At 63.5% G+C, this 23,902-nt stretch carries 22 protein-coding genes; 9 read left to right on the top strand and 13 right to left on the bottom strand.

Going from position 1 to position 23,902, the window contains the following annotated elements; translation table 11 throughout:
* Window positions 1-18: 18 nt before the first annotated feature.
* Window positions 19-300, bottom strand: a complete 282-nt coding sequence (locus C8J36_RS18250) for a pentapeptide MXKDX repeat protein (protein WP_132536807.1) — start codon at window positions 298-300, stop codon at window positions 19-21.
* Window positions 301-482: 182 nt separating this feature from the next.
* On the opposite strand from C8J36_RS18250, the gene C8J36_RS18245 reads away from it, so the two are divergent.
* Both C8J36_RS18245 and C8J36_RS18240 read left to right on the top strand, forming a co-directional pair.
* Window positions 483-1,040, top strand: coding sequence for a sigma-70 family RNA polymerase sigma factor (locus C8J36_RS18245; protein ID WP_132536806.1), 558 nt, complete (start codon window positions 483-485; stop codon window positions 1,038-1,040).
* Window positions 1,024-1,671, top strand: coding sequence for a DUF1109 domain-containing protein (locus C8J36_RS18240; protein ID WP_132536805.1), 648 nt, complete (start codon window positions 1,024-1,026; stop codon window positions 1,669-1,671). The genes C8J36_RS18245 and C8J36_RS18240 overlap by 17 nt, the downstream gene beginning before the upstream one ends.
* A 7-nt stretch (window positions 1,672-1,678) precedes the next feature.
* On the opposite strand, the gene C8J36_RS18235 is transcribed toward C8J36_RS18240, so the two are convergent.
* Window positions 1,679-2,611: a LysR family transcriptional regulator gene (locus tag C8J36_RS18235; RefSeq protein ID WP_132536804.1), complete on the bottom strand. Its 933-nt coding sequence runs from the start codon at window positions 2,609-2,611 to the stop codon at window positions 1,679-1,681.
* Between the two features lie 128 nt (window positions 2,612-2,739).
* Between C8J36_RS18235 and C8J36_RS18230 the strand changes: the two genes are divergently transcribed.
* The gene (locus tag C8J36_RS18230) at window positions 2,740-3,372 is read left to right on the top strand and encodes a pyridoxamine 5'-phosphate oxidase family protein (RefSeq protein ID WP_132536803.1); all 633 of its coding nucleotides are present in this window, start codon (window positions 2,740-2,742) and stop codon (window positions 3,370-3,372) included.
* Window positions 3,373-3,463: 91 nt separating this feature from the next.
* Here C8J36_RS18230 and C8J36_RS18225 read toward each other — a convergent pair whose 3' ends face one another.
* Window positions 3,464-4,444, bottom strand: a complete 981-nt coding sequence (locus C8J36_RS18225) for a TerC family protein (RefSeq protein ID WP_132536802.1) — start codon at window positions 4,442-4,444, stop codon at window positions 3,464-3,466.
* 290 nt (window positions 4,445-4,734) lie between these two features.
* Between C8J36_RS18225 and C8J36_RS18220 the strand changes: the two genes are divergently transcribed.
* From C8J36_RS18220 to C8J36_RS18205, 4 genes are all read left to right on the top strand, one after another.
* Window positions 4,735-4,944, top strand: a complete 210-nt coding sequence (locus tag C8J36_RS18220) for a hypothetical protein (RefSeq protein ID WP_132536801.1) — start codon at window positions 4,735-4,737, stop codon at window positions 4,942-4,944.
* A gap of 475 nt (window positions 4,945-5,419) precedes the next feature.
* Entirely contained in the window at window positions 5,420-8,155 is a 2,736-nt protein-coding gene (locus C8J36_RS18215; protein ID WP_132536800.1) for an ATP-binding protein, read from the top strand.
* Window positions 8,156-8,606: 451 nt separating this feature from the next.
* Window positions 8,607-10,016 (top strand): gluconate:H+ symporter, encoded by a 1,410-nt coding sequence (locus C8J36_RS18210; RefSeq protein ID WP_132536799.1) that lies wholly within the window; start codon window positions 8,607-8,609, stop codon window positions 10,014-10,016.
* 182 nt (window positions 10,017-10,198) lie between these two features.
* Window positions 10,199-11,296: a diguanylate cyclase gene (locus C8J36_RS18205; protein ID WP_132536798.1), complete on the top strand. Its 1,098-nt coding sequence runs from the start codon at window positions 10,199-10,201 to the stop codon at window positions 11,294-11,296.
* A 36-nt stretch (window positions 11,297-11,332) separates the two neighbouring features.
* Here the strand turns inward: C8J36_RS18205 and C8J36_RS18200 are convergent, their stop codons facing one another.
* The 10 genes from C8J36_RS18200 to C8J36_RS18155 form a co-directional block, all read right to left on the bottom strand.
* Window positions 11,333-12,442 (bottom strand): capsular polysaccharide biosynthesis protein, encoded by a 1,110-nt coding sequence (locus C8J36_RS18200; RefSeq protein ID WP_132536797.1) that lies wholly within the window; start codon window positions 12,440-12,442, stop codon window positions 11,333-11,335.
* Window positions 12,443-12,689: 247 nt separating this feature from the next.
* A complete protein-coding gene (locus C8J36_RS18195) occupies window positions 12,690-14,600 on the bottom strand; it encodes a diguanylate cyclase (protein ID WP_165915103.1) in 1,911 nt (636 codons plus the stop codon).
* Between the two features lie 129 nt (window positions 14,601-14,729).
* Complete coding sequence (locus tag C8J36_RS25410) at window positions 14,730-14,900, bottom strand: hypothetical protein (protein WP_348631358.1); 171 nt, start codon at window positions 14,898-14,900, stop codon at window positions 14,730-14,732.
* A gap of 252 nt (window positions 14,901-15,152) precedes the next feature.
* Complete coding sequence (locus tag C8J36_RS18185) at window positions 15,153-16,070, bottom strand: SRPBCC family protein (protein ID WP_132536795.1); 918 nt, start codon at window positions 16,068-16,070, stop codon at window positions 15,153-15,155.
* Entirely contained in the window at window positions 16,067-16,408 is a 342-nt protein-coding gene (locus C8J36_RS18180; protein WP_062597157.1) for a metalloregulator ArsR/SmtB family transcription factor, read from the bottom strand. Before C8J36_RS18180 ends, C8J36_RS18185 begins: the two co-directional genes overlap by 4 nt.
* A 98-nt stretch (window positions 16,409-16,506) precedes the next feature.
* Window positions 16,507-17,289, bottom strand: a complete 783-nt coding sequence (locus C8J36_RS18175; RefSeq protein WP_132536794.1) for an SDR family oxidoreductase — start codon at window positions 17,287-17,289, stop codon at window positions 16,507-16,509.
* Between the two features lie 185 nt (window positions 17,290-17,474).
* Entirely contained in the window at window positions 17,475-18,263 is a 789-nt protein-coding gene (locus C8J36_RS18170; protein ID WP_132536793.1) for an SDR family oxidoreductase, read from the bottom strand.
* 22 nt (window positions 18,264-18,285) lie between these two features.
* Complete coding sequence (locus tag C8J36_RS18165) at window positions 18,286-19,764, bottom strand: sugar ABC transporter ATP-binding protein (RefSeq protein WP_062597160.1); 1,479 nt, start codon at window positions 19,762-19,764, stop codon at window positions 18,286-18,288.
* 30 nt (window positions 19,765-19,794) lie between these two features.
* The gene (locus tag C8J36_RS18160) at window positions 19,795-20,724 is read right to left on the bottom strand and encodes a sugar ABC transporter substrate-binding protein (RefSeq protein ID WP_062597161.1); all 930 of its coding nucleotides are present in this window, start codon (window positions 20,722-20,724) and stop codon (window positions 19,795-19,797) included.
* A 179-nt stretch (window positions 20,725-20,903) separates the two neighbouring features.
* Entirely contained in the window at window positions 20,904-21,884 is a 981-nt protein-coding gene (locus C8J36_RS18155) for an ABC transporter permease (protein ID WP_132536792.1), read from the bottom strand.
* A gap of 222 nt (window positions 21,885-22,106) precedes the next feature.
* Between C8J36_RS18155 and C8J36_RS18150 the strand changes: the two genes are divergently transcribed.
* Both C8J36_RS18150 and C8J36_RS18145 read left to right on the top strand, forming a co-directional pair.
* Window positions 22,107-22,916, top strand: coding sequence for a transketolase (locus C8J36_RS18150; protein WP_062597163.1), 810 nt, complete (start codon window positions 22,107-22,109; stop codon window positions 22,914-22,916).
* On the top strand, window positions 22,916-23,872 hold the full coding sequence (locus C8J36_RS18145) for a transketolase family protein (protein ID WP_062597164.1): 957 nt from the start codon (window positions 22,916-22,918) through the stop codon (window positions 23,870-23,872). Before C8J36_RS18150 ends, C8J36_RS18145 begins: the two co-directional genes overlap by 1 nt.
* Window positions 23,873-23,902: the final 30 nt, after the last annotated feature.

Raw genomic sequence — 23,902 nt, 5'->3', positions numbered from 1 at the left:
TCACTGCGGCGGCGATGCCTACATGGCGTCGCAGCCCTTCATCATGTCGGCCTTCTTCATGCTGTCCTTTTCCATGCCCGCCTTGTGGGCGCAGTCGGCCTTGGTGCCCTTCATGGCATCCGGCTTCATGGCATCGTTTTTCATGGCGGCGGGCTTCATGGCATCGGTCTTCATGCTGTCCGTCTTCATCGCGTCCGGCTTCTTCATGGCGTCGGTGGCGGTTTCGGCCTGCGCCGCGCCGAACGAGAGAGCGAGGCCGAGAACGGCGGCGGCGGTGACGGCGATGATGCGATGGGTCATGATGGATCTCCTCTTGAGGTGCAGGACGCGGACTGCGTCGATGCTCACGGAAAGCTCATTCGGACGGAAGCCCGATCCGGTTACAGCCATCACGCGGACGTGATCGCGCTGGAAATTCGCTCGCTTTTTTCGAAAAGCGCTGTAACCGTTTCGACGTTTCCCCGTATGAGCCCTTCAGAGACATGCCAGATGTGACCGAGTCCGAGTTGAAGGTGCTGATGCTCTTGTCCCTCGACGGGGACGAGGCGGCCTATCGCTGCCTGCTCGACGTGCTGCGACACCTGCTGGAGCGCTATTACGGACGGCGCCTCGGACGGTCGGACAGGAGCGAGGTGGACGATCTGGTGCAGGAGACGCTGCTGGCGCTGCACCAGCGCCGGATCACCTATGATCGCGACCGGCCGTTCACGGCCTGGTTCTTCACCATCGCCCGCCACAAGCTGGTGGATCATCACCGCAGGACGGGCGGTCGCGGCCATGTGGGGCTCGAGGCGGTGGACGAGATGCCGGACGGCTACCGCGAGGATGCGGTGTCCGCGCAGATGGACATTCAGCGGCTGCTTGCCGGTCTTCCCGCCTGGCAGGCGGAGGCGATCCGGCAGGTGCGGCTCGACGGCCGGTCGATCACCGAGGCCGCGCTGCATGCGGGACGGTCCGAAAGCATGGTCAAGGTCGGCATTCACAGAGGGATCAAGGCACTGGCGGCACGATTGAGAGGCGATCATGACAAAGACGAATGAACTGATCGAGGACCTCGTGCGCGATCTCCGGCCGGTGCACAGGCACGCGCTCGCAGGCCTTCTCGCCCGCGCTTTGGTGCCCGGACTGGCGCTCTCGGCTTGTCTCATTCTGTTCGGCCACGGGCTGCGGCCGGATCTTGGCGCGGCCGTCTTCGTGCCCGCCTTCTGGGTCAAGTCCGCCTATCCGCTGCTGCTCGGCCTCATCGGCCTCGGTGCCCTGCTCACCGTCGCGCGGCCCGGCGGGCGGCCGCTCGGCGGCGCGCTGAAGGTCGCGATCGTCTATGCGCTGCTGGTCGCGCTCGCCGTCCTGCAGATGCGGCAGGCGACCTCCCCGGACGAGAGCCACCGGCTGGTGATGGGCATATCCGCACTCTATTGCCCGCTGATCATCCTTGCGACCGGCGCGCCGCTGCTGGCGGCGACCTTCTGGTTCCTGCGCCGGAGCGCGCCCACCTCCCCCACCCTTGCCGGCACCGTTGCCGGCCTTGCCGCCGGTGCGCTCGGCGCCTGGATCTACAGCTGGGGCTGCATCGAAAACGGCCTCCCCTTCGTCGCCCTCTGGTACACGCTCGGCATCGTGCTCTGCACGATGCTCGGCGGGCTGATGGGGCGCTTCTGGCTCCGCTGGTAGGCGAGCGTCATGCCCCCGGCGGGTGTGCCAGGCAGGCCCGTAGCCGCGGCGTCGCGAATTCCGCAAAGGCGCGCATCTTCAGCGGCATGATCGCCTGCCCCAGATGCACGAGATGCACCGGCAGCGGCTCCGGCTGAGCGCCCTCTAGCACCACGACCAGCCGGCCGTCGGCAAGCGCGGTCGCCGCCTGATAGGAGAGGATGCGGGCGATGCCGGCACCGGCCAGCGCCGCATCGATCGCGCCATCGGCGGTATCGACCGCAAAGCGCGGCCGGATGGGCACGGCGATGGTCTCGCTCTGCCCGGCCTTGCCCCCCTTCCTGTCGCCGCGAAACAGCCAGACGGCGCCGGCGGACAGCCGGTCGAAGGCGATGCAGTCATGCCCGGCGAGCGCCTCGAGGCTTTGAGGTGCGCCGCGCGCGGCGAGATAAGCGGGGCTCGCACAGGTGACCCAGCGCACCGCGCCGAGCCGCGTCGCCTTGAGGCGGCTGTCCGGCAGCGGGCCGATCCGCACCGCGAGATCGACATGGGTCTCGACGAGATCGAGCACATGATCCGACAGCGCCAGCCGCACATTGATCTCCGGATAGGCTTTCAGGAAATCGAGCACGACCGGCTCGACATGCATGCGCCCGAACAGGATCGGCGCCGTGATCAGCATGTCGCCGCGCGGCGTGCGATATTCACCGGTCGCCGCACGCTCCGCCGCGTCCAGCTCGTCGAGCACGCGCCGGCAGGCGGCGACATAGGCCTCTCCCGCCTCCGTCAGCAGCAGTTTGCGGCTGGTGCGCACGACCAGCTGCGCCCGCAGATGCGCTTCGAGGTCGGAGACGCGGCGGCTGACGGTCGGCAGGGGCACGCCGAGGCTGCGCGAGGCCGCCGACAGGCTGCCCCCGTCGATGGCGGCCAGCAAGGTGCGCATGGCTTCGAAGCGGTCCATGAAAGTGCATTCCATAAAACGGAAGGAAGACTTGTCAACGTCGCAGATACTGCCGCTTTCCGCAATGGTCTAGACAGGGTGCACCGGACGCCGAGGGGCCTCCGGCTTGATACGAAAGGATGAAACCGATGACGGCCTCGAGCGATATCGCCTTCACGCCGACGGTGAAGGCTCTTCAGGCCGCGCGCGGCTCGCGGTCTGCCTATGCCAGGATGGAAGAGGATGGCGGTTTCCGCACGACGATCACGCGGGATCTCGCGACCTTCCTCGACGGGGTCGATACGGCCTATCTGGCGACCGCCAATGCCGCGGGACAGCCCTATGCCCAGCATCGCGGCGGCCCGAGAGGATTCATCAGGGTGATCGACGGCAAGACGCTCGGCTTTGCCGATTATGCCGGCAACCGGCAATATGTCTCGACCGGAAACCTGGCGGAAAACGACAAGGCGTTCCTGTTCCTGATGGACTACGCCCATCGCCGCCGGATCAAGCTCTGGGGCCGCGCCCACGTCGTCGCCGATGATCCCGCGCTGATCGACCGGTTGATGCCGGAAGGCTATCCGGCCCGGCCGGAACAGGCCATCCTGTTCGAGGTCGAGGCCTGGGATGTGAACTGCCCGCAGCATATCCCCCAGAAGATCGATGCGGCCGACGTGGCCGAAACGGTCCAGCGGCTGAACGACCGCATCGCGGCGCTTCAGGCCGAGAACGAAAGCCTGAAACGCACGCTCGCGCTTGGCCCCTCCCCGGAAAAGACCTGAGAGTAAGCGCGCGCCCGAGATGTGGACGGCCCGCCGGGTGGGAATGCCCGATCCGGCGGGCCCGGCCGATCTTCGATTACCCGATCTTCGATTACCCGGCCTTCGCATCGCGCGTCTTTGCGAGGCTCCAGACGACGCCGCTCGCGATGATGGCGAAGGTGATGCCGAGCGAGAGGGCGGCGGGGAATTTTTCAAGACCCAGGAGATCGGCAAGGAACACCTTGGAGCCGATGAAGATGAGCACCACGGCCAGCGCCGGCTTCAGATATTTGAAGCGGTGGATCATCGCGGCCAAGGCGAAGTAGAGGGCGCGCAGGCCGAGGATCGCGAAGATGTTGGAGGTGTAGACGATGAACGGATCGGTGGTGATGGCGAAGATGGCGGGAACCGAGTCGACCGCGAAGATGACGTCGGCGACTTCGATCAGCACCAGCGACAGGAACAGCGGCGTCACGAACAGGACCGTCCTGCCTGTCACCGGATGGGGCTGGCGCACGAAGAAGCGCTCGCCCTGGTGCGTCTCGGTGACGTTGAAGCGGCGGCGCATCCAGCGCACGAGCGGGTTTCTGGCAATATCCGGCTCGGCGTCCTTCATCACCAGCATCTTCACGCCGGTGAAGACGAGGAAGGCGGCGAAGACATAGAGCAGCCAGGAGAACTCGGCCACCAGCGTCGCGCCGACGCCGATCATGATGGCGCGCAGCACGATGACGCCGAGAATGCCCCAGAACAGCACGCGGTGCTGATAGAGCCGGGGTACGGCGAAGAAGGAGAAGATCAGAGCGATGACGAAGACGTTGTCGAGGGCCAGCGTCTTCTCGACCACGAAACCGGTCATATAGGCCAGACCGGAGTCGGCGCCGAGATACCACCAGACCCAGCCGCCGAAGGCGAGGCCGAGCGAGATGTAGAGCGCGGAGAGCCGCAGGCTTTCGCTCACCTCGATCTCCCTGTTCTCCTTGTGCAGGACGCCGAGATCGAAGGTGAGAAGGGCGATGACGATGCCGAGAAAGCCGGCCCACATCCAGACCGGCTTGCCCAGCCAGTCGAAAAAGAGAAACGCAAAATCCATCGGAGAAACCTCTGCCGGCGCGGTGTCGGGAAAAGGGTCCGACATCGCAAGAGCGCCGGAGCTCTCGCCAGAGGGGCCCGGACCAGCGGGTTGAAGGCGAGATGGGCATGCCCCAAAACCGTATCAAGAGGGTATCCGTGCAAATCTGCGGATTTTTTCAAGGACGACCTCCGACGACCCGACCCCGACGCGTCCGCCGACATGCGCCGCCGGCAGGGGACGCCGCACATGGGCCGCCGAACATGGAACGCATCGGGCACCCATCCGTTGTTCTCACAAAGGAGAATGTCATGGACAGCACGCAGAACAGCCACCCCGCAGCCGTGGACGCGATCATCGAGACCTATTCCGTCAGCCCCGGAGAAGCCGAACGCATCGTGCAGCAATTCGGCGAAGACGAGGCGGAACTGGCTCTGCTGCTCGGCCACGAAGGCGCGCCGGACGCCCCCTCCCCCAACACCGCGGATATTGAGGACAGCTACGTCCTGTTCGATATCTGAGACGATATTGGGGTCGGTTCCGGTACGGGGCGGAATGCCACTTTAAGCTCACCGCTTGTTGTCGCAATTGAACCCTCGTGAATTTTAGGGCCGGAAAACTTTGATGTGTAGGGGCTGAAGACTGTCTCAAACAGTCTTTCGTCCAGTTGGGACGTCCGCTTTGCGCCAAAAGGAGACATGAGCTGCATTGAGGTTAGAGGCTGAAAAGGGGCCGCAACCTGTCAGGCTGCTTGTGGTGACGAAGCTGGTGAAGCAGACATTCGGCTTCAACCTGAGCAATGTCACTCCCTGCCCGAAGCGGCTATCTGTTGGTAACGGGCTCGCTGCAGCGCAGCTTCCAGAAAGCAGACATTTATTCACCGCCAAAGCAGACTCTTAGCCCTTTGAAAACCTGCCAGATTTTCTCGGGAGTGTAGGCGCCAAACAACTGATCCTAGGCGAAGCAATAGAACCGTCTAAACGCGACCACTTTCGAATGTCGGGAAGGCGCTGGAAACATTTACAAGCAGGCATTTGCCTAGTCTTCGATCCGCTGTTACCTCTTGCCATAGCCAAGGGAGCGAAAGAGATGTTTCCACCATCAGTCAAAAACTCCAGCCTGTGGAGCAGTGCATTCGTTGATCAGTCGGATTACAAAGACGACATTCAGCGGCTTGTATCTTCTCTAACCCGCATGAGATCGAAAGCCGATCAGCTTTCGTCAATGGTACGCACAGATTTTCCTGACCTAACTGCACATGAGGTTTCCCATCTGGATGCGTTGTGGGAGGTGGGGAGTACGATCTGTGGACCAAACTACCCATTCAATCCACTCGAGGGCTTCATTCTCGGTGCTGCCATTTTGTTGCACGACACCGCACTTAGTTTCACAGCGTATGAGGGTGGTGCTGATAAACTTCGCGAGACCACTGTCTGGAAAGATAACTATAGTTTTTATCACAAATCCAATCGACGCGGGAATGATGAAGCTGCGCGAAACAACGCGGATTTCGCAACTGTACGTTATCTACACGCATCTGAATGTCAAGATTTGGCGGTGAGAGAATGGCGTAGGGACGAACGCAACGGCGAGTACCTAATTGATGATTCACATTTAAGGAATCACTATGGAGAGATGATCGGAGCAATCGCTGGATCTCATCATTGGGACATTGACGATGTGACCAACCATTTCAATGAACAGGTAAATCCGACCGGCGAACTTCCGTCATCTTGGGTCGTTCATCCTCTAAAACTGGCGTGTATACTGCGTTGTGCTGATGCCGGTCATATCGATGGTAGGAGAGCTCCAGATTTTCTACTGTCAGTTCTAGCTCGCAACCGCGTCTCTCAAGATCACTGGCTTGCGCAGAACTACCTGAGCAGGTTGTGCGAATATCAGGCAGATCGCTCAGGGCAAACACTCTCGATCAATTCTACCAGGCCGTTCAATCCCTCAGAGGCATCTGCTTGGTGGGTGGCGAAAGAAGCCGTTGATGTTCTATCGAAAGAAATCCGCCAGTGTAATAACGCCCTAGCTGAATATGATCGCCCAAACGCTCCCGTATTTAAACACAATTCTGTCTACGGAGCCCAAGACACCGAGAGTTTGACCGCAGTCGTCAAAACGAAGGGTTGGCACCCAACGGAGGCGAAAGTAAGAATTGGAAACGTTGAGTCCGTTGTAACCCAGCTGGGGGGGGCTCAACTATATGACGAACAGACAGAATTTGGCGTTGTTCTAAGAGAGCTTATTCAGAACGCGAGAGATGCAATCTTTGCGCGTCAGGCCATTGAGCCAACATTCAAGAATGGAGCGATTAAAGTCTCGCTTGAAGAAGTAAAAAATAATTGGGTCTTGGTAGTTAAAGATAACGGCGTGGGTATGTCCGAGTCTACATTGACTGGACATCTGCTAGACTTCGGTTCAAGTTTCTGGAAATCACAACTAGTGCAATCTGAATGGCCTGGGTTGCTTTCCTCAAACTTTCAATCTTCAGGTAGATTTGGAATTGGTTTTTTTTCCATCTTCATGATTGCCAAATCTGTAACAGTATCATCACGGAGGTTCTCGTCGGACATCACTAGTTTTAGGACATTGGAGTTTCAGAATGGTATGACATTGCGCCCGCTTCTTTCGTCATCGCTGCCTCCCAATGTAAGCACCGATCTTTCCACCCGCGTTGCTGTCGAGCTTAACGATGTATCAATCAACCAGTCAGGTGAAGTTCTGCTGTTTAAAAAGCGATCCAAAGGTCGTCTTACTGTGCAGTTTCCAGATTTCTTGAGCGCCACAGCGGCCCTTGTCGATGTCCCGGTGTACTACCTCAAAGAAGGCAGTCCGGAATTATTGCTTCCAAGTATGCCAGATCAGTCAGATGATAGTGCGATTGTGCTTGAATGGATTTCTGCACTGAATGCTCGCGAATACGGAGAAAAGATTAGCGAGCACATTGATCTAGAACGCGATCTAACACGAATCCGAAACATATATGACAACGATGTGCAGGTCGGTTTGGCAGCATTGGACGTGGGTTACCGTCAAGGAGACTACTACTCTCACGGAATGGTGGGTATCTCGGGGCTTATTTCTCTCGATGATGGGGGAAACAGCAACATCATCGGAGCAGTGAGCGTGCCGCCGTCTGGTGCGGCACGTGGTACCCGTGCCGACAACTGGATTCGCGCAGTTTCGCCCGAGTCGGCAGAGGCTTGGTTGCCCGAACAAGTTGGGTTGCTGGCTGAAATGGATATTCACCTAAGAGACATCCAAAACACCATACAGCATGTTGTTGGGTGGGGATTTGATGCATATCCGATTTGGAAAGAGAATCAGTTCATGTTGGATGGTGAAATTCATCTGGTAAAGAACTTTGATTTAATGCACTTCGTTGGTAAACGACCGGTTCTATTTGATATGCGTGGCGGCTATATTGAAAATCGAAAAAAAATTGAAGAGCATGCTTGGGTGGGACCCTCGCTCTATAAAAGAAATTTTAGTAACGAAATTCTCTATTTGAATCAGTTCACAATTTTGTCTGGGGATGATTATTGGAATGTAAATTATTCCGACCCTGATTTGGCCAGCCAAAACTGTCTTATTGGGTACTTTGAGAGATATATCCAGTCAGAAGGCTGTAAGTCTCGATGGGAAGAGGTCACCAGATCGATAGTAGATGAGGACGGCAAAGTGCAAAAAATACTTTACCTCACACTTAATATTGAGCGATAGATGCGCGCATGCTGAAGGGCACACTCAATCAGGTTGATCGACGTTTGGATGGCTGTTCCTGTCAAGAAAGTCAGCTTTGTGCCTCGGGTCTGGGATCGTTTGCTGTTGTAGCGAAGTTCCGCTTCCCGCCCTTTACGGACAACAACGCGGTGCGCAGCGAATGACCACTTTCGGGAATAGAATACTAGCATGCCGATGACAGGAATGGAGGCGCGTAGCCGCCTGGCAGCTATCTGTCCCGGAATGTCTCCTTCGGGCCCAATTGCGGACTTCGCTCGTGAGAGTGTCATTTCGCCCTGAGCCTGAACCGACCCCATATTTGCGGCGAAAGCGATCCGCCGGTGGATAGGCCGGGGGCCTTACATCTTTCCGCTGCAATTTCGAGCCCTATAAAAACCCTTCAAGGATATGCGTCCCGGTTCTGTCGTCGGGCACGCCAAGGGGTGGACCATTGCCGGAATTTGAACAAACACTGGGCGCCGGAGCGCTGATCTCGATCGCCGTCGGCGCCGTCCTGCTGCTGTTGCTGCTGATCATCCAGTTTCGCGTGCATGCCTTCGTCGCGCTCATTCTCGTCAGCCTTCTCACCGCCGTCGCCGCGGGCATTCCCGCCGCCAATATCCTGACGACGATGACGAACGGTTTCGGCTCCACGCTGGGCGGGGTCGCGCTTCTGGTCGGCCTCGGGGCCATGCTCGGGCGCATGCTGGAGATCTCCGGCGGGGCGCAGGCGCTGGCCGACGATCTCGTCGCACGCTTCGGCGAGAAGCGGGCGCCGATGGCGCTCGGCATCACCTCGCTCATCTTCGGCTTTCCGATCTTCTTCGATGCCGGCCTCGTCGTCATGCTGCCGGTGGTCTTCACCGTCGCGCGCCGGCTGGGCGGCAGCCTGCTGCTGTACGGCATTCCCGTCGCCACGGCCTTCTCCGTCATGCACGTCTTCGTGCCGCCGCATCCCGGCCCCGTGGCAGCTGCCGAGCTTCTCGGCGCCGATGCCGGTCTCCTCATCCTCGCCGGTCTCGCGGTTGCCATCCCCACCTGGATCGTCGCCGGACAGATGTTCGGCACCTGGATCGGCAAGCGCATCATCCTGCCCGTTCCCGACAGCTTTTCCGCGAAGGACGGGAAGGATGCCAGAGTAACGACAGCTGGAGCGACCACGGACAGCGCGCGTCCGCCAAGCCCCGGCCTCGTCGTTGCCCTTCTCCTCCTGCCGCTGCTGCTGATCTTCATGAACACCGGGCTCGATTTCGCCCGCGCGCAAGGCTGGGTGAGCAAGGATGCCGCCTGGTTCCAGCTTGCGCGGACGCTTGGCGCGACGCCGGTCGCCCTGCTCATCTCCGTTCTCGTGGCGAGTTACGTGCTCGGCCCGATGCGCGGCCGGACCCCGATCGAGGTCGAGCGCATCCTGGATTCGGCGCTCGGTCCCGTCTGCTCCATCATCCTCATCACCGGCGCCGGCGGCATGTTCGGCGGCGTGCTGCGCGCCTCCGGCATCGGTGCGGCCCTGTCGGACGCTTTGTCGGATATCGGCCTGCCGGTCTTCGTCGCGGGCTTTCTCGTCGCGACCGCGCTGCGCGTCGCGCAGGGCTCGGCCACGGTCGCGCTCATCACGGCGGCGGGTCTCATCCAGCCGGCCGTGCAGGCCGCGGGCTATCAGGGCCTGCAGCTTTCGGCCATCGTCATCGCGCTCGCCTCCGGCTCCGTCATGCTGTCGCATGTCAACGACAGCGGCTTCTGGCTCGTCGGCAGGTTCTTCAACATGGACGTCAAGACGACCTTCAAGACCTGGACCGTCATGCAGACCCTGGTCGGCCTCATCGGCTTCGCCCTGGCCGGCCTCCTCTTCGCGATCGCCTGAGGTGCTGCGAACAGATCGGAACGGTCGCGACGCGCTTTAAGGCCCGGACGCACCGACCGGGCTTGCCGCCCGGTTCGCATGGCTTGTTAGGGATATCCGGCCACGACGGACCGCCCATGACGAAGTCTTAAGGTCTATCGCCGAACATCCCGGGAGCTGCATGATGCAAGGGCGTAGGCGCGATGTTCCCAGGAGTTGACGACGACACGAGAGGTGCTGATCGCAGTTCGCTCGCGTCATCCGCCGGAGAAGGTCCGGACCTGCCGGGCTCGATCGCGCAATGCCATGCCGAGATCGAACGCCTGCACTGCGAACTCCGCGCGCGGGACCAGGGCTCCGTCCGGTCACACCGCATCTCGGTTCTCGACCATCAGCGGGGAACCTTTGCGCGGGCGCTCTCGCTTGCGCGCACGGGCGTCTGGGTCTGTGCCCTGCCGGGCAACGAACTGGAATGGTCGGATGTGGTCTACGACATCTTCGACCTGCCGCGCGGCTCGAAACTGGTGCGCGAGCAGATCGTCGGCCTTTATCCCCCCGCCTCGCTCGCGCGGCTCGAAGCGCTGCGCAGCCAGGCCATCGCGACCGGCGGCGGGTTCGGGTTCGACGCGGAGATCGTCACCGCGAGGGGCGATCACCGCTGGATCCGGATCACGGCGACGGTCGAGTCCGAGGCGGGAGAGCCGGTCAGGATCTTCGGCACCAAGCAGGACATCACCGAGGAAAAACTGGCGCTGGACCGGATCCGCTATCTCGCGGCACATGATGTGATGACGGGCCTGTCCAACCGCGCAGCGTTTCAGGAGAAGCTCGCCGGATTGACGACGGCCGACGCGCTGTCGGGATCGGGCGCCTGCCTCTTCCTCATCGATCTCGACGGCTTCAAGACGCTGAATGACACGTTCGGCCATGCGGCCGGCGACGACTGCCTGAAGGAGGCCGCCGGCCGCCTGACGCGCATTTTCGGCGACGCATCCATGATCGCCCGGGTCGGCGGCGACGAATTCGCCGTCATCGTCGAGGGTGGCAAGGAGCCGCGCTTCGTCCCCCTCCTCGGCCAGATCATCGTGCAGGACCTGCGCCAGACCGTTTCGTCTGCGGGTGTCGCCGTGACGGTCGGGGCATCGGTCGGCATCGCCTTTGCCGACGGCACCAGCCCGGAGACCCTCTTCCGCAGAGCCGACACCGCCCTCTACGCCGCCAAGGCCGGCGGTCGCAGCCAGTTCCGGATCTTCGACGACGATCTCGACCCCGCGCTCCGCGAAAACGCGTCCGCCGCCTGAGACGTCACGCGCGAGCGCGTCAGGCACGCGGGCCGGTCAGCGCCGCGAGACCTTTCCGGCCAGTGCCGACGCTTCGCCCTGGCGCTGCCTCATGCCGGCGAGCAAAGCGAGCGCGCCTTCGAAATCGAGCTCCGTTCGGAGCGAGGGATCGAAATAGCGCGGATAGAGGATGTAGGCGGCGGCGAAGATCTCGGTCGTGCTGCGTCTCACTGTGCGGCGCGGGCACAGCTGCCGGTCGTCGGTCGCGCCCCAGCCGGCATAGAACGGCATGCCGAGACAGGTGACGGGAATGCCGCGGATCAGCGCCTCGAAGCCCGAGAGCGAGGTGATCGTATAGACGTGATCCACAGTCTCGAAGGCGTCGGCCAGTGTGATGTCCTCTTTGAGGATCATGGCGAGGTGGCGCACGTCTCGCGGGTCGGACTGGTAGGGCCGCGTGCCGTGCAGCAGTTCCGGATGCGGCTTGTAGATGATCTGGGCATCGGGATTTTCCGCCGCCGCGACGCGCACCAGATCGTTGTTGTCGATCTTGCGATCGCAGCCTTTGAGGATCGACGCATCGCCCTCGACCTGCCCGACGACGAGAATGCGCCGGCGCGTCTTCGGGCCATAGATGGACGCGATGTCGATGTCCCTGGACGTATTGTACTTCGACAGGCGCGAGGCGACCAGGCTGTCGATGCCGCGCCGTGCCCGGTCGAGAAGGGCCGGATCGGCCGAAAAATCATAGGTCTGAAGAATCTGCTCGAGATCGGACGGCTGGGTCGCATCGAAATACATGCCGCCCCGATCGAAGCAGAGGGAGATCGGCGGCGCCTTCGTCGCGCCGAGCGCGATCGAGCGCAGAAAACCGTCCTCCACGCGAATGAGCGCGATCCCGTGCTTCTCGCAGAAGTCCTCGACGAAGGCCGGTATCTTGTATCCCCAGACATAGACCTTGGAGCCCTTGCGCAGCCGCAGGGCCGGCGCCACCAGCGTGTGGAACTTCAGCCGGCTCATGTTCCTGTTCCACTGCACGACCGTTTCGCCGGCAAGCCAATGCCGGATGAACGCCTTCCAGGGGCTGAGGCCGAGGACATAGGCGCGCGGCTCGAGCGACGACACGCGTCGCTGCAGATAGGCGCTGATCGGCTTTGCAAGGTTCATGGCAGCGTCTTCATGGGGTAGGACTTTTCATCGTGGACGGCGTTTCGGGATCGATGGTCGGTCCGCGCTGCCCGACATAGCGTTATCAGGTCGAAAAACCAATCTGGATCGAGCTGGATCGAGCGGGATGTCCGTCGAGCGTCGTCCCTGCGCATCCATCCTCAAATCATGTCGATTTCAGGATGGGGCCTGTCACGGCCGGTTGCCGGAGGCTTGGGCAAGCTCCGACTGCGCAAGACGCCTCCGCCTAGCGCCTTGCCCTGCGGCGCGGGGCGTGGGGTGCGGCGCGTTGCACCTGGTCGCGCCCGAGCGCCTTGGCGCTGTAGAGGCCGCTGTCGGCCTCGGTCAGAAGATCGTCCCGGCGCTGCCCGCCGTGCGGGCTCGACAAAGCGACGCCGATGCTGACGGTGACGATGCCCTTGTCGCTGCCGGCATGCGGCATCATCCGGCCACGCACGGCCGCGCAGAGCCGTTCCGCGATGTGCAGCGCCTGTTCCTCCCCGACGCCGGGCAGGATGACGGCGATCTCCTCGCCGCCATAGCGCGCGACGACGGCATCCGGGTGAACGCTCGCCGCCTCGGCCAGACAGGCGGCAATCGCCTTCAGGCAGGCATCGCCTGCGGGATGTCCATAGGTGTCGTTATAGGCCTTGAAGCGATCGACATCGATCATCAGAAGGCCGAGACCCGCGTTTGCCTCGCCTGCCTCCTTTGCCTTCCGGGTCATCTCGTCGAGCGCCAGGTCGAAGGCGCGGCGGTTGGAGAGGCCGGTCAGGGCGTCCGTGGTGGCGAGCCCGGCGAGATGCGTGTTCAGCACCTTCAGGTCCACCTCCGCCTCCTTGGCGGCGGTGACGTCGGTGAAGACGATCATGGCTCCGCCATCCGTGGCGTGCCGGGTGCGCGCCTCGATCCAGCGGCCGTCGGCCAGGCGGAACTGGCGGGTTCCCGGCGTCATGAACGTCGCAAAGCTGCGCTCCACCGTGTCTTCCGGACAGGTGGACGCTGCCTGGTCCTCGCCCCGTTCGATGGAGAGCCGCAGCACGTCCTTCAGCGACGTGCCCACATCGCGGACATCCGCCGTCAGCGGGAACAGCGCGAGATATTGCTCGTTGCGGAACAGGAGCGTGCCGCGCCCATCGAACATGGCCAGCCCATCGGCCATGCTGGAGACCGCATCGGCCAGCCGCGTCCGGGCGGTGGCGAGCGCCAGTTCGGTGCGCTTCTGCTCGGTGATTTCGCGGTTGTGCGTCACGAGGCCCGTGATCATCCCCCGCTCGTCGCGGATGGGCGCCTTCAGCGTCGCCAGCCAGACGTCCCGTCCGTCGAGGCCGGTGAATTTCTGCTCCACCATCAGCGGCTTGCCCTGCCGGATCAGATCCTGCTCGACGGCGTGAAATTCCGCTGCGATCTCGGCCGGGTAGAAGTCCGCATCGCTCTTGCCGAGAAGCGTCGAGACCGACGGCGCCTTCATCAGCGCGGCGGTCGCGGGATTGGCGGCGATGAAGCGGCCGTCGAGGTCCTTGGCGTTCAGACAATCGGGAAGCGCCTCGATGATCGCCCGGTAGATCCTGTTTTCGTTGGTGATGAGAACGCGCCGCCGCTCCTGGAGAATGGCGAGGCCGGAAAAGGTCGTGGACACGAACAGGACCGACGCGAAGGGCGCGACCACCGCGGGAAAGACGACGCCCCAGCGCGAAACCGCAACCGTGAAGACGAAGCCGACGGTGCCGCTGGCGGCGACCGCGCCGGCAACGGTGACGAGCCTGCCGGCCGTGACCGTTCCGGCTTTCGTCAGACGCCAGAGGATGAGGCAGGAGCCGGCGGTCAGCAGAATGTGGACGACGCCCGTCGCGACCCCGGTGCCGCCGGCCGAGATCCGCATCGCCAGTGCGGTGACGAGCGGCAGGACGACGGCGATCGGACCGCCGAAAAAGGCGCTGATGCCGATGAAGGTATAGCGCAGGTCGAGATAGACCCCGGTGAGGAACTGGAACGGCAGCAGCATGACGCAGGCGGTGCCGCATGCCATGATGATGCCGAGCGCCAGCGGCTGTGCCCGGCGGTGCAGGCGCGCAAACCACGGATTTCCGAGCGTCAACAGCGACGTGCAGATCGCCACGACGGCCAGGTTGCCGAGAAGATTGTTCCAGAGTGTCATCGTTTCCACCTGCATGCAGCGCGCATCCTAGCGGAAGAACGTCAACGAAAACCTGACGCGGGTTCGCGATCGGAAAAGATCGTTCTGCGCCTGGGCGCCGAAGCGATCCGTCTTCGGCCGGACATGCTCTCAGGCCGGCAGATGCCGCATCGTCAGGGCGTTCCCGATCGCGGCGCCGGAGGCCGTGTTGTCGAAGACGCACCAGCCGTTATCGGGAAGCGCGTCGCGCAGTCGCGCGATCTCTGCGTCATCATAGGACGAAGAATAGATCTTCGGCGCGCCGTGCAGCCTCATATACACGGGCGGCGTTTCGAACGTCTCCAGCGGCCAGACCGGTGCCGGGTCGGCGAAAACGCGATCGCGAGCCGTCCGCCAAAGGCGCTCCGAAAGCTTTTCAGCGCGAAACGGAACGTATCCGGCCCGCTCGCCGCCCAGCGGACATGGGTCGATGCCATGTGGTGCCTGGAGAAGGGCGAGTTGACCTCCGCACCTTGAACACGGCGGCACAGCGCGACAGGCCCGAGCCTTCGGCCCGTGCCCCGGAGAGGCACTTCAGCGCGCAGCCGCCACGAAGCGCTCGAGCTTGCCGAGCGTCTGCTGGCCGAGTTCCACGGCGCCGAAGCCTTTCGCGTCCTGAAACTCCGCCGCCGTGCTGAAGACCATGCCCAGGGTCACGGTCGTCACCCCGTCCTTTTCCTCGAAGGCGGCCCAGGCGTCGGCATGCTTCGGGCCGTTTTCGCCCCAGAGAAGCGTGTAGCCGAGCCGTTCCTGCGGAACGATGTCGCCATAGAGGTGATGGTTCGGGTAGACCGTGCCGTCCGGGCCGATCATGTCGAAGACCCATGCGCCGCCCGGGCGCAGGTCGATTCTGCGGGTGCGGCAGGAGAAGCCGTCCGGGCCCCACCAGAGCGGCAGGGTCTCGGGGTTCATCCACGCGTTCCAGACCGCCGACCGGGGTGCCCGGATCTCCCGGCGCAGCAGCATGGTCCGCTCGGCCGCAGACACGAGATTGTCCAGCCCGGCGGAAAAGCCCTGCCGGTAGCCGTTCTCCATCGCCCCGTCGCGCGCCGAGAGCTGCACCGTCACCACCAGCCTGCTGCGCCCGTCGCTCGCATCGGCAAAATCCGCCGTGACCAGCGCCGAGGACTGCGGCACGCCCTCGGACGAGACGACTTCGGTGTTGACGCTGCGCGATCCCGGTTCAAGCTCCAGCCAGAGGCAATCGCAGCGCCGATCCGGCTCGCCCTCCACCTTGCAGAGCGATATTTCGCGCCCGCCGATCCCGGTCTCGGCCTGAAGAAACGTCACCTCGACCGCGGGCGACGGCGAAGCCCAGACGGCGCGCAGGGCGGGAGCGGTCCAGGCCTCCCAGAGCACGGCGCGCGGCGCGCCGATGATCCGCTCGAACGTCAGTGTCGCAAAGCGGCTGGCGCCGCCGCCTGTGGCCGTCGTTTCCGGTGTGTCCGTCATGTCTCACGCTCCTCCATCCCGCGCATCACAAGCGCTTCCAGCCGATCCAGTCGGGCCTCCCAGGCCGCGCGCCTATCCTCGATCCATTGCCGGCCCGGCTCCAGGGCGCCCGGACGAAGGGCGCAGGTGCGGACCCGGCCGTCCTTGGCCGAGGCGATCAGGCCCGCCGCCTCCAGCACCGCGAGGTGCTTCATCACGGTCGGCAGGCGCAGTCCGGTGGGGTCGGCGAGATCCGTCACCCGCGCCGGCCCCTCCGCCAGCCGGGTCAGGATCGCCCGTCGCGTCGGATCCGCCAGCGCATGGAACAGGTGCGAAAGGTCGGGTTCATGCTTAGCCATATCACTAACTATCATGAGGAACGGACGGCACGCAAGAAAAAACCTAGCCGATCGGCTAGGTTTTTAACGTACTCAAACGATGCAGGCGCGAGCCGCTGTCAGGACATGATCAGGCCGCCGTCGACATTGATCGTCTGCCCGGTGATATAGGCGGCGTCGTCGCTGGCGAGGAAGGTGACGAGGCCGGCGACGTCCTCGCCGGAGCCGGCGCGTTTCATCGGAATGCCCTCGACCCATTCCTTCATCAGTTCGCCCGGCGCATAGGTGCCGAGCAGCTTGCCCCAGGCCTCGTCGTTATAGGCCCACATGTCGGTCTCGATGATGCCGGGGCAGAAGGCGTTGACGGTGATGCCGTCGGTCGCGACCTCCTTGGCAAGGCTCTGGGTGATGCCGACGACACCCATCTTGGAGGCGGCGTAATGGGGGGTATAGATGAAGCCGTCGCGGGCCTGGCCGGAGGCCGTGTTGATGATGCGACCGCCGCGGCCATGTTTGCGGATGCGGGCGATGGCTTCCTGCGCGCAGAGAAACACGCCTTTGGTGTTCACCGCCATCACCTTGTCCCAGTCGCCCTCCGACAGGTCCTCGACACGGGCGATGGTGATGACGCCGGCATTCTGGATGGACACGTCGACCGATCCGAACGCGGCCTCCGCCGCATCGTAGAGCGCGACGACGCTCGCCTTGCTGGTGACGTCGCCGACGAAGGCGATCGCCTTGCCGCCGTCCGCGACGATCTTTTCGGCCACGCCGTGCACCCGGTCCTCATTGGCCGAGACGACGAGATTGGCGCCCTCGCGGGCAAAGCGGGCGGCCATCGCCGCGCCGATGCCGCGGCTTGCGCCGGTGATGACGACCGTCTTGTTGTCGAAACGCTTCATGGGATATCTCCTCCATCTGCAGGCGCGCCCGGATTGGCCCTGGCGCGCGTCTCCTCCCCCCTCCACGCCTGTCTTGGGCGGGGCCCGGCATGAAGAAGCGGATCGCACGGCAACGTCGCTTGACGCACGATCCGCCCGCGGTTTCGTCAGGGAGGTGCCGAAACCGCTGTTTTACCGGCCGGTCTCTACCAGCAGCAGAAGCCGCCATCGACGAGCAGGTCGACGCCGGTGACGAAGCTTGCCGCATCCGACAGGAGGAAGATGGCCGGGCCGACCATTTCATCGACCTTGGCCATGCGCTGCATCGGCGTCTGCTCTTCGAACAGCTTGGTCTGGTGCACCATTTCGGGCCGGGTGTTCATCGGCGTCGCGGTATAGCCGGGCGAGATCGTGTTGACGCGGATGCCGCGATCGACCCATTCCATCGCCATCGACTTCGACAGGTGGATCACGCCGGCCTTGGAGGCGTTGTAATGCGCCTGGCTCAGGCCGCGATTGACGATGACGCCGGACATCGAGGCGATGTTGACGATCGCGCCGCGGCCATGCTTCAGCATCGCGCGCGCTTCGGCCTGCGAGGAGAGGAAGACACCCTTGAGGTTGATGTCCATCAGGGTCTGGTACTGGTCTTCCTCCATCTCCTCGGCCGGGTTGGCATTGGCGATGCCGGCCGCGTTGACGGCGAGCGAGAGGTTGCCGAGGTCGGCTTCCGTGCGCGCGACGGCGTCGGCGAGCGAGCCCTTGCTGGTCACGTCGGCGGCGATCTCGATCGCGCGGCGGCCGGCCGCCTTGATGTGATGCGCGGTCATGGCCAGGCCGTCATCGGTGCGCCGGTCGAGCAGGGCGACATCGGCGCCGCACTGGGCAAGGCCGATGGCGATGCGCTGGCCGATGCCGCTGCCCGCACCGGTGACGAGGGCGACGTGGCCCGTGAGGTCGAACAGCTTGGGGGCGTTCAGAGTGATGTCGGACACCGCTCTTCCTTTCTCTGGTTCTTCAGATCGTTGCGAGTTCCATGACGGAGACGTCATTGGCCTGCTCGCGGTTGAGAATGCCGGCCTGGTTGCCCTGGGCCAGCACGAGAATGCGGTTGGAGACGCCGAGCACCTCCTCGAGGTCGGAGCTGACCACGATGACCGCGACGCCCTGCCGGGCCAGGTTGACGATGATATCGTAGATGCCGGCGCGCGCGCCGACGTCGATGCCGCGCGTCGGCTCGTCCAGCACCACCACCTTCGGATCGCGCATCAGCCATTTGGCGATGACGATCTTCTGCTGGTTGCCGCCCGACAGGTCCGAGGCATGCTGCTCGGCCCGTCCCTTGACGTTGAAGGTCGCGATCGCCTTCTCGGCAAAGGCCTTCTTCAGCCCGGCCGTGATCCAGCGGGAGCCGAGCTTGTCGAGATTGGCGTAGATCAGGTTTTCGCTGATCTTGTGGGCGACGACGAGGCCCTGGTCCTTGCGGTCCTCCGGCACCAGCACGATGCCCTTGGCGATCGCATCGGCGGGGTCGCGCAGTTTGAGCACGTCGCCATTCAGCCGGATCGTGCCGGCCTTGACCGGGTCCGCACCGGCGATCGCCCGCACGAGCTCGGTCCGGCCGGCGCCGACGAGGCCGGCAATGCCGAGGATTTCGCCGGCATGCACCTCGAAGCTGACATCGCGGAAGGCGTTCATGGCCGAGGTCAGGTTCGACACCTGCAGCACGGGGCGCTCGGTCGGCACCGGCACCGGCGGGAACAGGCGGTCGAGCGACCGGCCGACCATGCTTTCGACCACGGTGCGCACCGGCGTCGCGCTGTCGGCGAATTCCTGCACCCGCTCGCCGTCGCGCAGCACGACGATGCGGTCGGTGATCTTCTTGATCTCTTCCATGCGGTGGGAAATGTAGATGATGCCGACGCCCTCGGCGCGCAGCTTGCGAACCTGCTCGAACAGGGCTTCGGTCTCCGCACCCCCGAGTGCCGCCGTCGGCTCGTCGAGGATCAGGAGTTTCGCGTCCAGCGCCAGCGCCTTGGCGATCTCGATCAGCTGCTGGTTGGCGGTGGAAAGCCCGGCCACCTTGCGGGAGGCCGGGATATGCAGGTTGAGGCGCGACAGCTGTTCCTGCGCCCGGCGCTCCATCTCGGCCCGGTCGACCACGCCGTTGCGGGTCGGCCAGCGTCCGATGAAGACGTTCTCGGCGATGGACAGCTGCGGCAGGAGTTTCAGCTCCTGATGGATGAGGACGACGCCCTTGTCGATCGCCTCGCGTGGCGTGGCCGGGGCATAAGGCTGCCCCAGCCACGTCATCGTTCCCTCGGACGGTGCCCGCGATCCGGCGATGATGCCCGACAGCGTCGACTTACCGGCCCCGTTCTCGCCGAGAAGCGCCACGACTTCCCCCGGATGCACGTCCAGGCTCACGGATTTGAGCACCTGGAGCGGTCCGTAGTGTTTCGAGATACCTCTGAGCGTCAGAACCGGCTGGGTCATGGCAAACGTCCTCCTCGCGTCGCTGTTCGATCAGGGATGGTTGGCGATAAACTCGGCAACATTGTCCTTGGTGGTCAGCGTCGCGTCGAGCAGCTGCACCGGCGGCACCTTTTCGCCGGCCACGATCTTCACCGCGTTCTCGACGGCTTCGCGGCCCATCTTCTGGGTCTGCTGCGTCGCCGTCACGTTGAAGACGCCCTTGCCGAGCGCTTCGAGAGCCGCCGTGTCACCGTCGAAGCCGCCGACCACGACCTTCTGCGACGGGTTGGCGACCTTGATCGCCTGGGCCGCGCCGAGCGCGAGGCCATCGGCCTGGGCAAAGACGATCGAGACGTTCGGGTTGGCCTGCAGCATGTTCTGCATGATCTGGAAGCCCTCGTCCTGGGCCCACATGTTGGAAAACTGCTCGGCGACGATCTTGACGTCCGGATAGGCCTTCAGCGCTTCGGCGCAGCCCTTGGAGCGGTCGACTTCCGGCGTCGTGCCCTTCTGGCCGTGGATGATGACCATGTCGCCCTTGCCGCCGGCTTCCTTCAGGATGTGGTCGCAGACGGCCTTGGCCGAGGAGACGGAGTCGGTGGCGAGGAACGTGTCGCCCGGTGCGCCGTCGGCATTGCGATCGACGTTGATGACCGGCACGCCGGCCGCCTTGGCAAGCTTCACCGGAACGGTGGCCGCGGCCGCGCCTGCGGGAATGTAGATGAGCGCGTCGATGTTCTGCGTCAGCAGGTCCTGGATCTGGTTGATCTGGGTCGGGCCGTCGCCCTTGGCGTCGACGGTGACGACCTCGATGCCGCGCTTCTTGGCTTCGGCTTCGACGGACTGCTTGATCTGGTTGAAGAAGTTCGCCTGCAGGTTGGCGACGGCAAGGCCGATCTTCTTGACTTCGGCCGCATGGGCGGAGCCGAGCGTGAGGCCGAGAATGGCCGCCGATGTCAGAAGGGTGCGTGCAAAAGTCATGGTCGTTCCTCCGTTGTGATTGAACCCGGGGATATCCTCCACCCCCTGGGGCATATGCTCCGCTCCAAACCTCTCGGAGGGGAATTCTGTGGGCATCCAGAGCCCCGTGGGCCAACCCCGTGGGCCAAGCTGGATCCGTGTCGTGCCGCCTGGCCTGGACAGGCGCCGGGCGCGGCCCTCTAGGCGCGACGTCGGCGCATGGTCTCGGCACCCACCGCCAGCACGATGACGACGCCGATGATGACCTGCTGCAGGAAGGGCGAGACGTTGAGCAGGTTGAGACCGTTGCGCAGCACGCCGATGATGAGAACGCCGATCAGCGTGCCGCCGATACCCCCTGCCCCGCCCGAAAGGGAGGTGCCGCCGATGACGACCGCGGCGATCGTGTCGAGCTCATAGCCGAAGCCGCTCGACGGCTGCACCGAGTCGAGGCGCGCAGCGAGCACGATGCCGGCCAGGCCCGCCAGTACGGCGCTGACGACATAGACCGCAATGGTGACGAACTGGACGTTGATGCCGGCGAGACGCGCGACCTCCGGATTGCCGCCGACGGCGTAGAGCATGCGGCCTTCGGCGCGGTAATGCAGGAACAGCCAGGCGATCAGCACCACGAAGAGCATCAGGAACACGGTGGCCGTGAGAACGCCGAAATGGCGGTCGATCGCGAGCATCATGAACCAGTCGGGAAAGCCGACGATCTGCTGGCCGTCGGTGATCATGTTGGCGACGCCGCGGGCGGCCGACATCATCGCCAGCGTGGCGATGAAGGCGGGAACCCGGAAGACGGTCACCAGAAGCCCGACGATGAGGCCGCTGACGGCGGAGGCGAGAAGTGCCACCGCGATGGCAAGGCTCAAAGGCAGGCCGGCGATGTTGGCGGTCCAGCCCATGACCATCATGGAGAGGGCCAGAACCGAGCCGACCGAGAGATCGATGCCGCCGATCAGGATGACGAAGGTCATGCCGACGGCCATGATGCCGATGACGGTGATCTGGTCGAGAATGTTGAGGCCGTTGCGCAGCGAGAAGAAGGCATCGGTGCTGAAGCCGAGGAAGATGCAGAGCGCGAGCAGTCCGACGAGAGGCCCCGTCGCGCCGCTGAGTTTCTTCCGCCACGTGCCGGACGGCTTGGCCTGTCCGTTGATGTCGAGCGCCACCATTAATCCTCCTCGCAAGCGGCGCGGACCGAAGTCCGCAGCCAGCTAGAATAAATATTCACTCCTGCTGGAAAATTCACTAGCAAGGGAGAGGAAAGGTGTCAACCGGATTTGTCATTGCGCTGCAACATAGGAGGCACGCCGGCAGAGTGCCAACAGGGGTTGACTATTCGGGCAACTGTGCAAGAATATCACCACATGCATATTTATTCACGCGAGGGAATGATGGAGATTGAAGAGCTAGAGCGCGTCGCGCGCCAAATCCGGCTGCGGGACCTGCAGGCCGTGTTCGAAGCCGGCGCCGGCCATATCGGCGGCGAAATGTCGGTGATCGACACGCTGACCGCGCTGTATTTCCGTGTCCTGAAGATCTGGCCGGACCAGCCGAAGCATCCGGATCGCGACCGGTTCGTCCTGTCCAAGGGGCATACGGCCTGCGCGCTCTATGTGACGCTCGCCAAGCGCGGCTTCATCCCCGAGGAGGAGGTTTCGACCTTCCTCAAGCCCTATTCCCGGCTGAACGGCCATCCCAACTGCAACAAGGTGCCGGGCGTCGAGACCAATACCGGCCCGCTCGGCCACGGCCTGCCGGTCGCGGTCGGCATGGCGAAGGCCGCCAAGCTTTCGGGCGCATCCTATCACACCTATGTCGTCACCGGCGATGGCGAGATGCAGGAAGGCTCCAACTGGGAGGCCATCATGGCCGCCGCCCATTTCGGCCTCGACAATCTGACGCTGCTCATCGACCATAACCGCTTCCAGCAGGGCGCCTCGATCGCCGATACCAACGGCCTTGCGCCGCTGCGTCCGAAGGTGGAAGCCTTCGGCTGGGAGGTCACCGAGATCAACGGCAATGCGATGGGCGAGGTCGTGGCCGCGCTCGAGCATCGCGGCACGCGTCCGCACTGCATCGTCGCCCACACCAACAAGGGCCACGGCATCTCGTTCATGCAGGATACCGTCGACTGGCACCACAAGGTTCCGAGCAAGGAACAGTACGAGATCGCCGTAAAAGAACTGTCGGAGGCCCTCTAATGAACGCGCACGTCCCATCCCAGAAGCTCCATGACTGCCGCGACGCCTTTGCGGCGACGCTGGAGCGCCTTGCGGCGGAAGACGAGACGATTGTGGTCGTCTGCAACGATTCCGTCGGCTCCTCCAAGCTCGGCGGCTTCAAGGCGAAGTTTCCCGAGCGGCTGATCAATGTCGGCATCGCCGAGCAGAACATGATCGGCGTCGCCGCCGGTCTCGCCAATGGCGGGCGCCTGCCCTATGTCTGCGCCGCCGCCCCCTTCCTCACCGGTCGCGCGCTGGAGCAGATCAAGGCCGACATCGCCTATTCCAATGCCAATGTGAAGCTCGTCGGCATCTCCTCCGGCATGGCCTATGGCGATCTCGGGCCGACGCATCATTCGATCGAGGATTTCGCTTGGACGCGCGTTCTCCCCAATCTGCCCGTCATCGCGCCCTGCGACCATATCGAGACCGCTGCCGCCGTCGAATGGGCCGCGCACTATCAGGGCCCCTGCTTCCTGCGCCTGTCGCGCGTCGGCGTTCCCGATCTGCTGCCCGAAGGCCATGTCTTCGAGGTGGGCAAGGCCAATCTGCTGCGCGACGGCACCGATGTGACGCTGATCGCCAATGGCACGCTGACGCATCGCATGGTCAAGGCTGCCGAGATCCTTGCGGCGCGCGGCATCAGCGCCCGCGTTCTCAACCTTGCGACCGTGCGCCCGATGGACGAGGACGCCATCGTCGCCGCTGCGCGCGAAACCGGCGCGATCGTCACGGCCGAGGAGCATTCCACCTTCGGCGGCCTCGGTTCGGCCGTGGCCGAAGTGGTGGTCGATCTCGCCCCGGTGCCGATGAAGCGGCTCGGCGTTCCCGGCATCTTCGCGCCCACCGGCTCGGCCGAGTTCCTGCTGAACGAATTCGGCATGGCGCCGGAAGCGATCGCCGATGCGGCGGAAGCCGTCATCAAGCGCAAGTAAGATAACGAACCCTTCGGGCCGGGCGCGGTT

It is taken from the genome of Rhizobium sp. PP-F2F-G48 (genome assembly GCF_004342335.1).
Taxonomy (GTDB): domain Bacteria; phylum Pseudomonadota; class Alphaproteobacteria; order Rhizobiales; family Rhizobiaceae; genus Ferranicluibacter.
Note: the sequence above shows the minus strand (reverse complement) of the source record. Positions and strands in the feature narration are given on the sequence as shown.

Bases quoted from the DNA above. Each gene is read 5' to 3' on its own strand.
- C8J36_RS18250 (WP_132536807.1), bottom strand. From the start codon at position 300: ATGACCCATCGCATCATCGCCGTCACCGCCGCCGCCGTTCTCGGCCTC.
- C8J36_RS18245 (WP_132536806.1), top strand. From the start codon at position 483: ATGCCAGATGTGACCGAGTCCGAGTTGAAGGTGCTGATGCTCTTGTCC.
- C8J36_RS18240 (WP_132536805.1), top strand. From the start codon at position 1,024: ATGACAAAGACGAATGAACTGATCGAGGACCTCGTGCGCGATCTCCGG.
- C8J36_RS18235 (WP_132536804.1), bottom strand. From the start codon at position 2,611: ATGGACCGCTTCGAAGCCATGCGCACCTTGCTGGCCGCCATCGACGGG.
- C8J36_RS18230 (WP_132536803.1), top strand. From the start codon at position 2,740: ATGACGGCCTCGAGCGATATCGCCTTCACGCCGACGGTGAAGGCTCTT.
- C8J36_RS18225 (WP_132536802.1), bottom strand. From the start codon at position 4,444: ATGGATTTTGCGTTTCTCTTTTTCGACTGGCTGGGCAAGCCGGTCTGG.
- C8J36_RS18220 (WP_132536801.1), top strand. From the start codon at position 4,735: ATGGACAGCACGCAGAACAGCCACCCCGCAGCCGTGGACGCGATCATC.
- C8J36_RS18215 (WP_132536800.1), top strand. From the start codon at position 5,420: ATGTCGGGAAGGCGCTGGAAACATTTACAAGCAGGCATTTGCCTAGTC.
- C8J36_RS18205 (WP_132536798.1), top strand. From the start codon at position 10,199: ATGTTCCCAGGAGTTGACGACGACACGAGAGGTGCTGATCGCAGTTCG.
- C8J36_RS18200 (WP_132536797.1), bottom strand. From the start codon at position 12,442: ATGAACCTTGCAAAGCCGATCAGCGCCTATCTGCAGCGACGCGTGTCG.
- C8J36_RS18195 (WP_165915103.1), bottom strand. From the start codon at position 14,600: ATGACACTCTGGAACAATCTTCTCGGCAACCTGGCCGTCGTGGCGATC.
- C8J36_RS18185 (WP_132536795.1), bottom strand. From the start codon at position 16,070: ATGACGGACACACCGGAAACGACGGCCACAGGCGGCGGCGCCAGCCGC.
- C8J36_RS18180 (WP_062597157.1), bottom strand. From the start codon at position 16,408: ATGGCTAAGCATGAACCCGACCTTTCGCACCTGTTCCATGCGCTGGCG.
- C8J36_RS18175 (WP_132536794.1), bottom strand. From the start codon at position 17,289: ATGAAGCGTTTCGACAACAAGACGGTCGTCATCACCGGCGCAAGCCGC.
- C8J36_RS18165 (WP_062597160.1), bottom strand. From the start codon at position 19,764: ATGACCCAGCCGGTTCTGACGCTCAGAGGTATCTCGAAACACTACGGA.
- C8J36_RS18160 (WP_062597161.1), bottom strand. From the start codon at position 20,724: ATGACTTTTGCACGCACCCTTCTGACATCGGCGGCCATTCTCGGCCTC.
- C8J36_RS18155 (WP_132536792.1), bottom strand. From the start codon at position 21,884: ATGGTGGCGCTCGACATCAACGGACAGGCCAAGCCGTCCGGCACGTGG.
- C8J36_RS18150 (WP_062597163.1), top strand. From the start codon at position 22,107: ATGGAGATTGAAGAGCTAGAGCGCGTCGCGCGCCAAATCCGGCTGCGG.
- C8J36_RS18145 (WP_062597164.1), top strand. From the start codon at position 22,916: ATGAACGCGCACGTCCCATCCCAGAAGCTCCATGACTGCCGCGACGCC.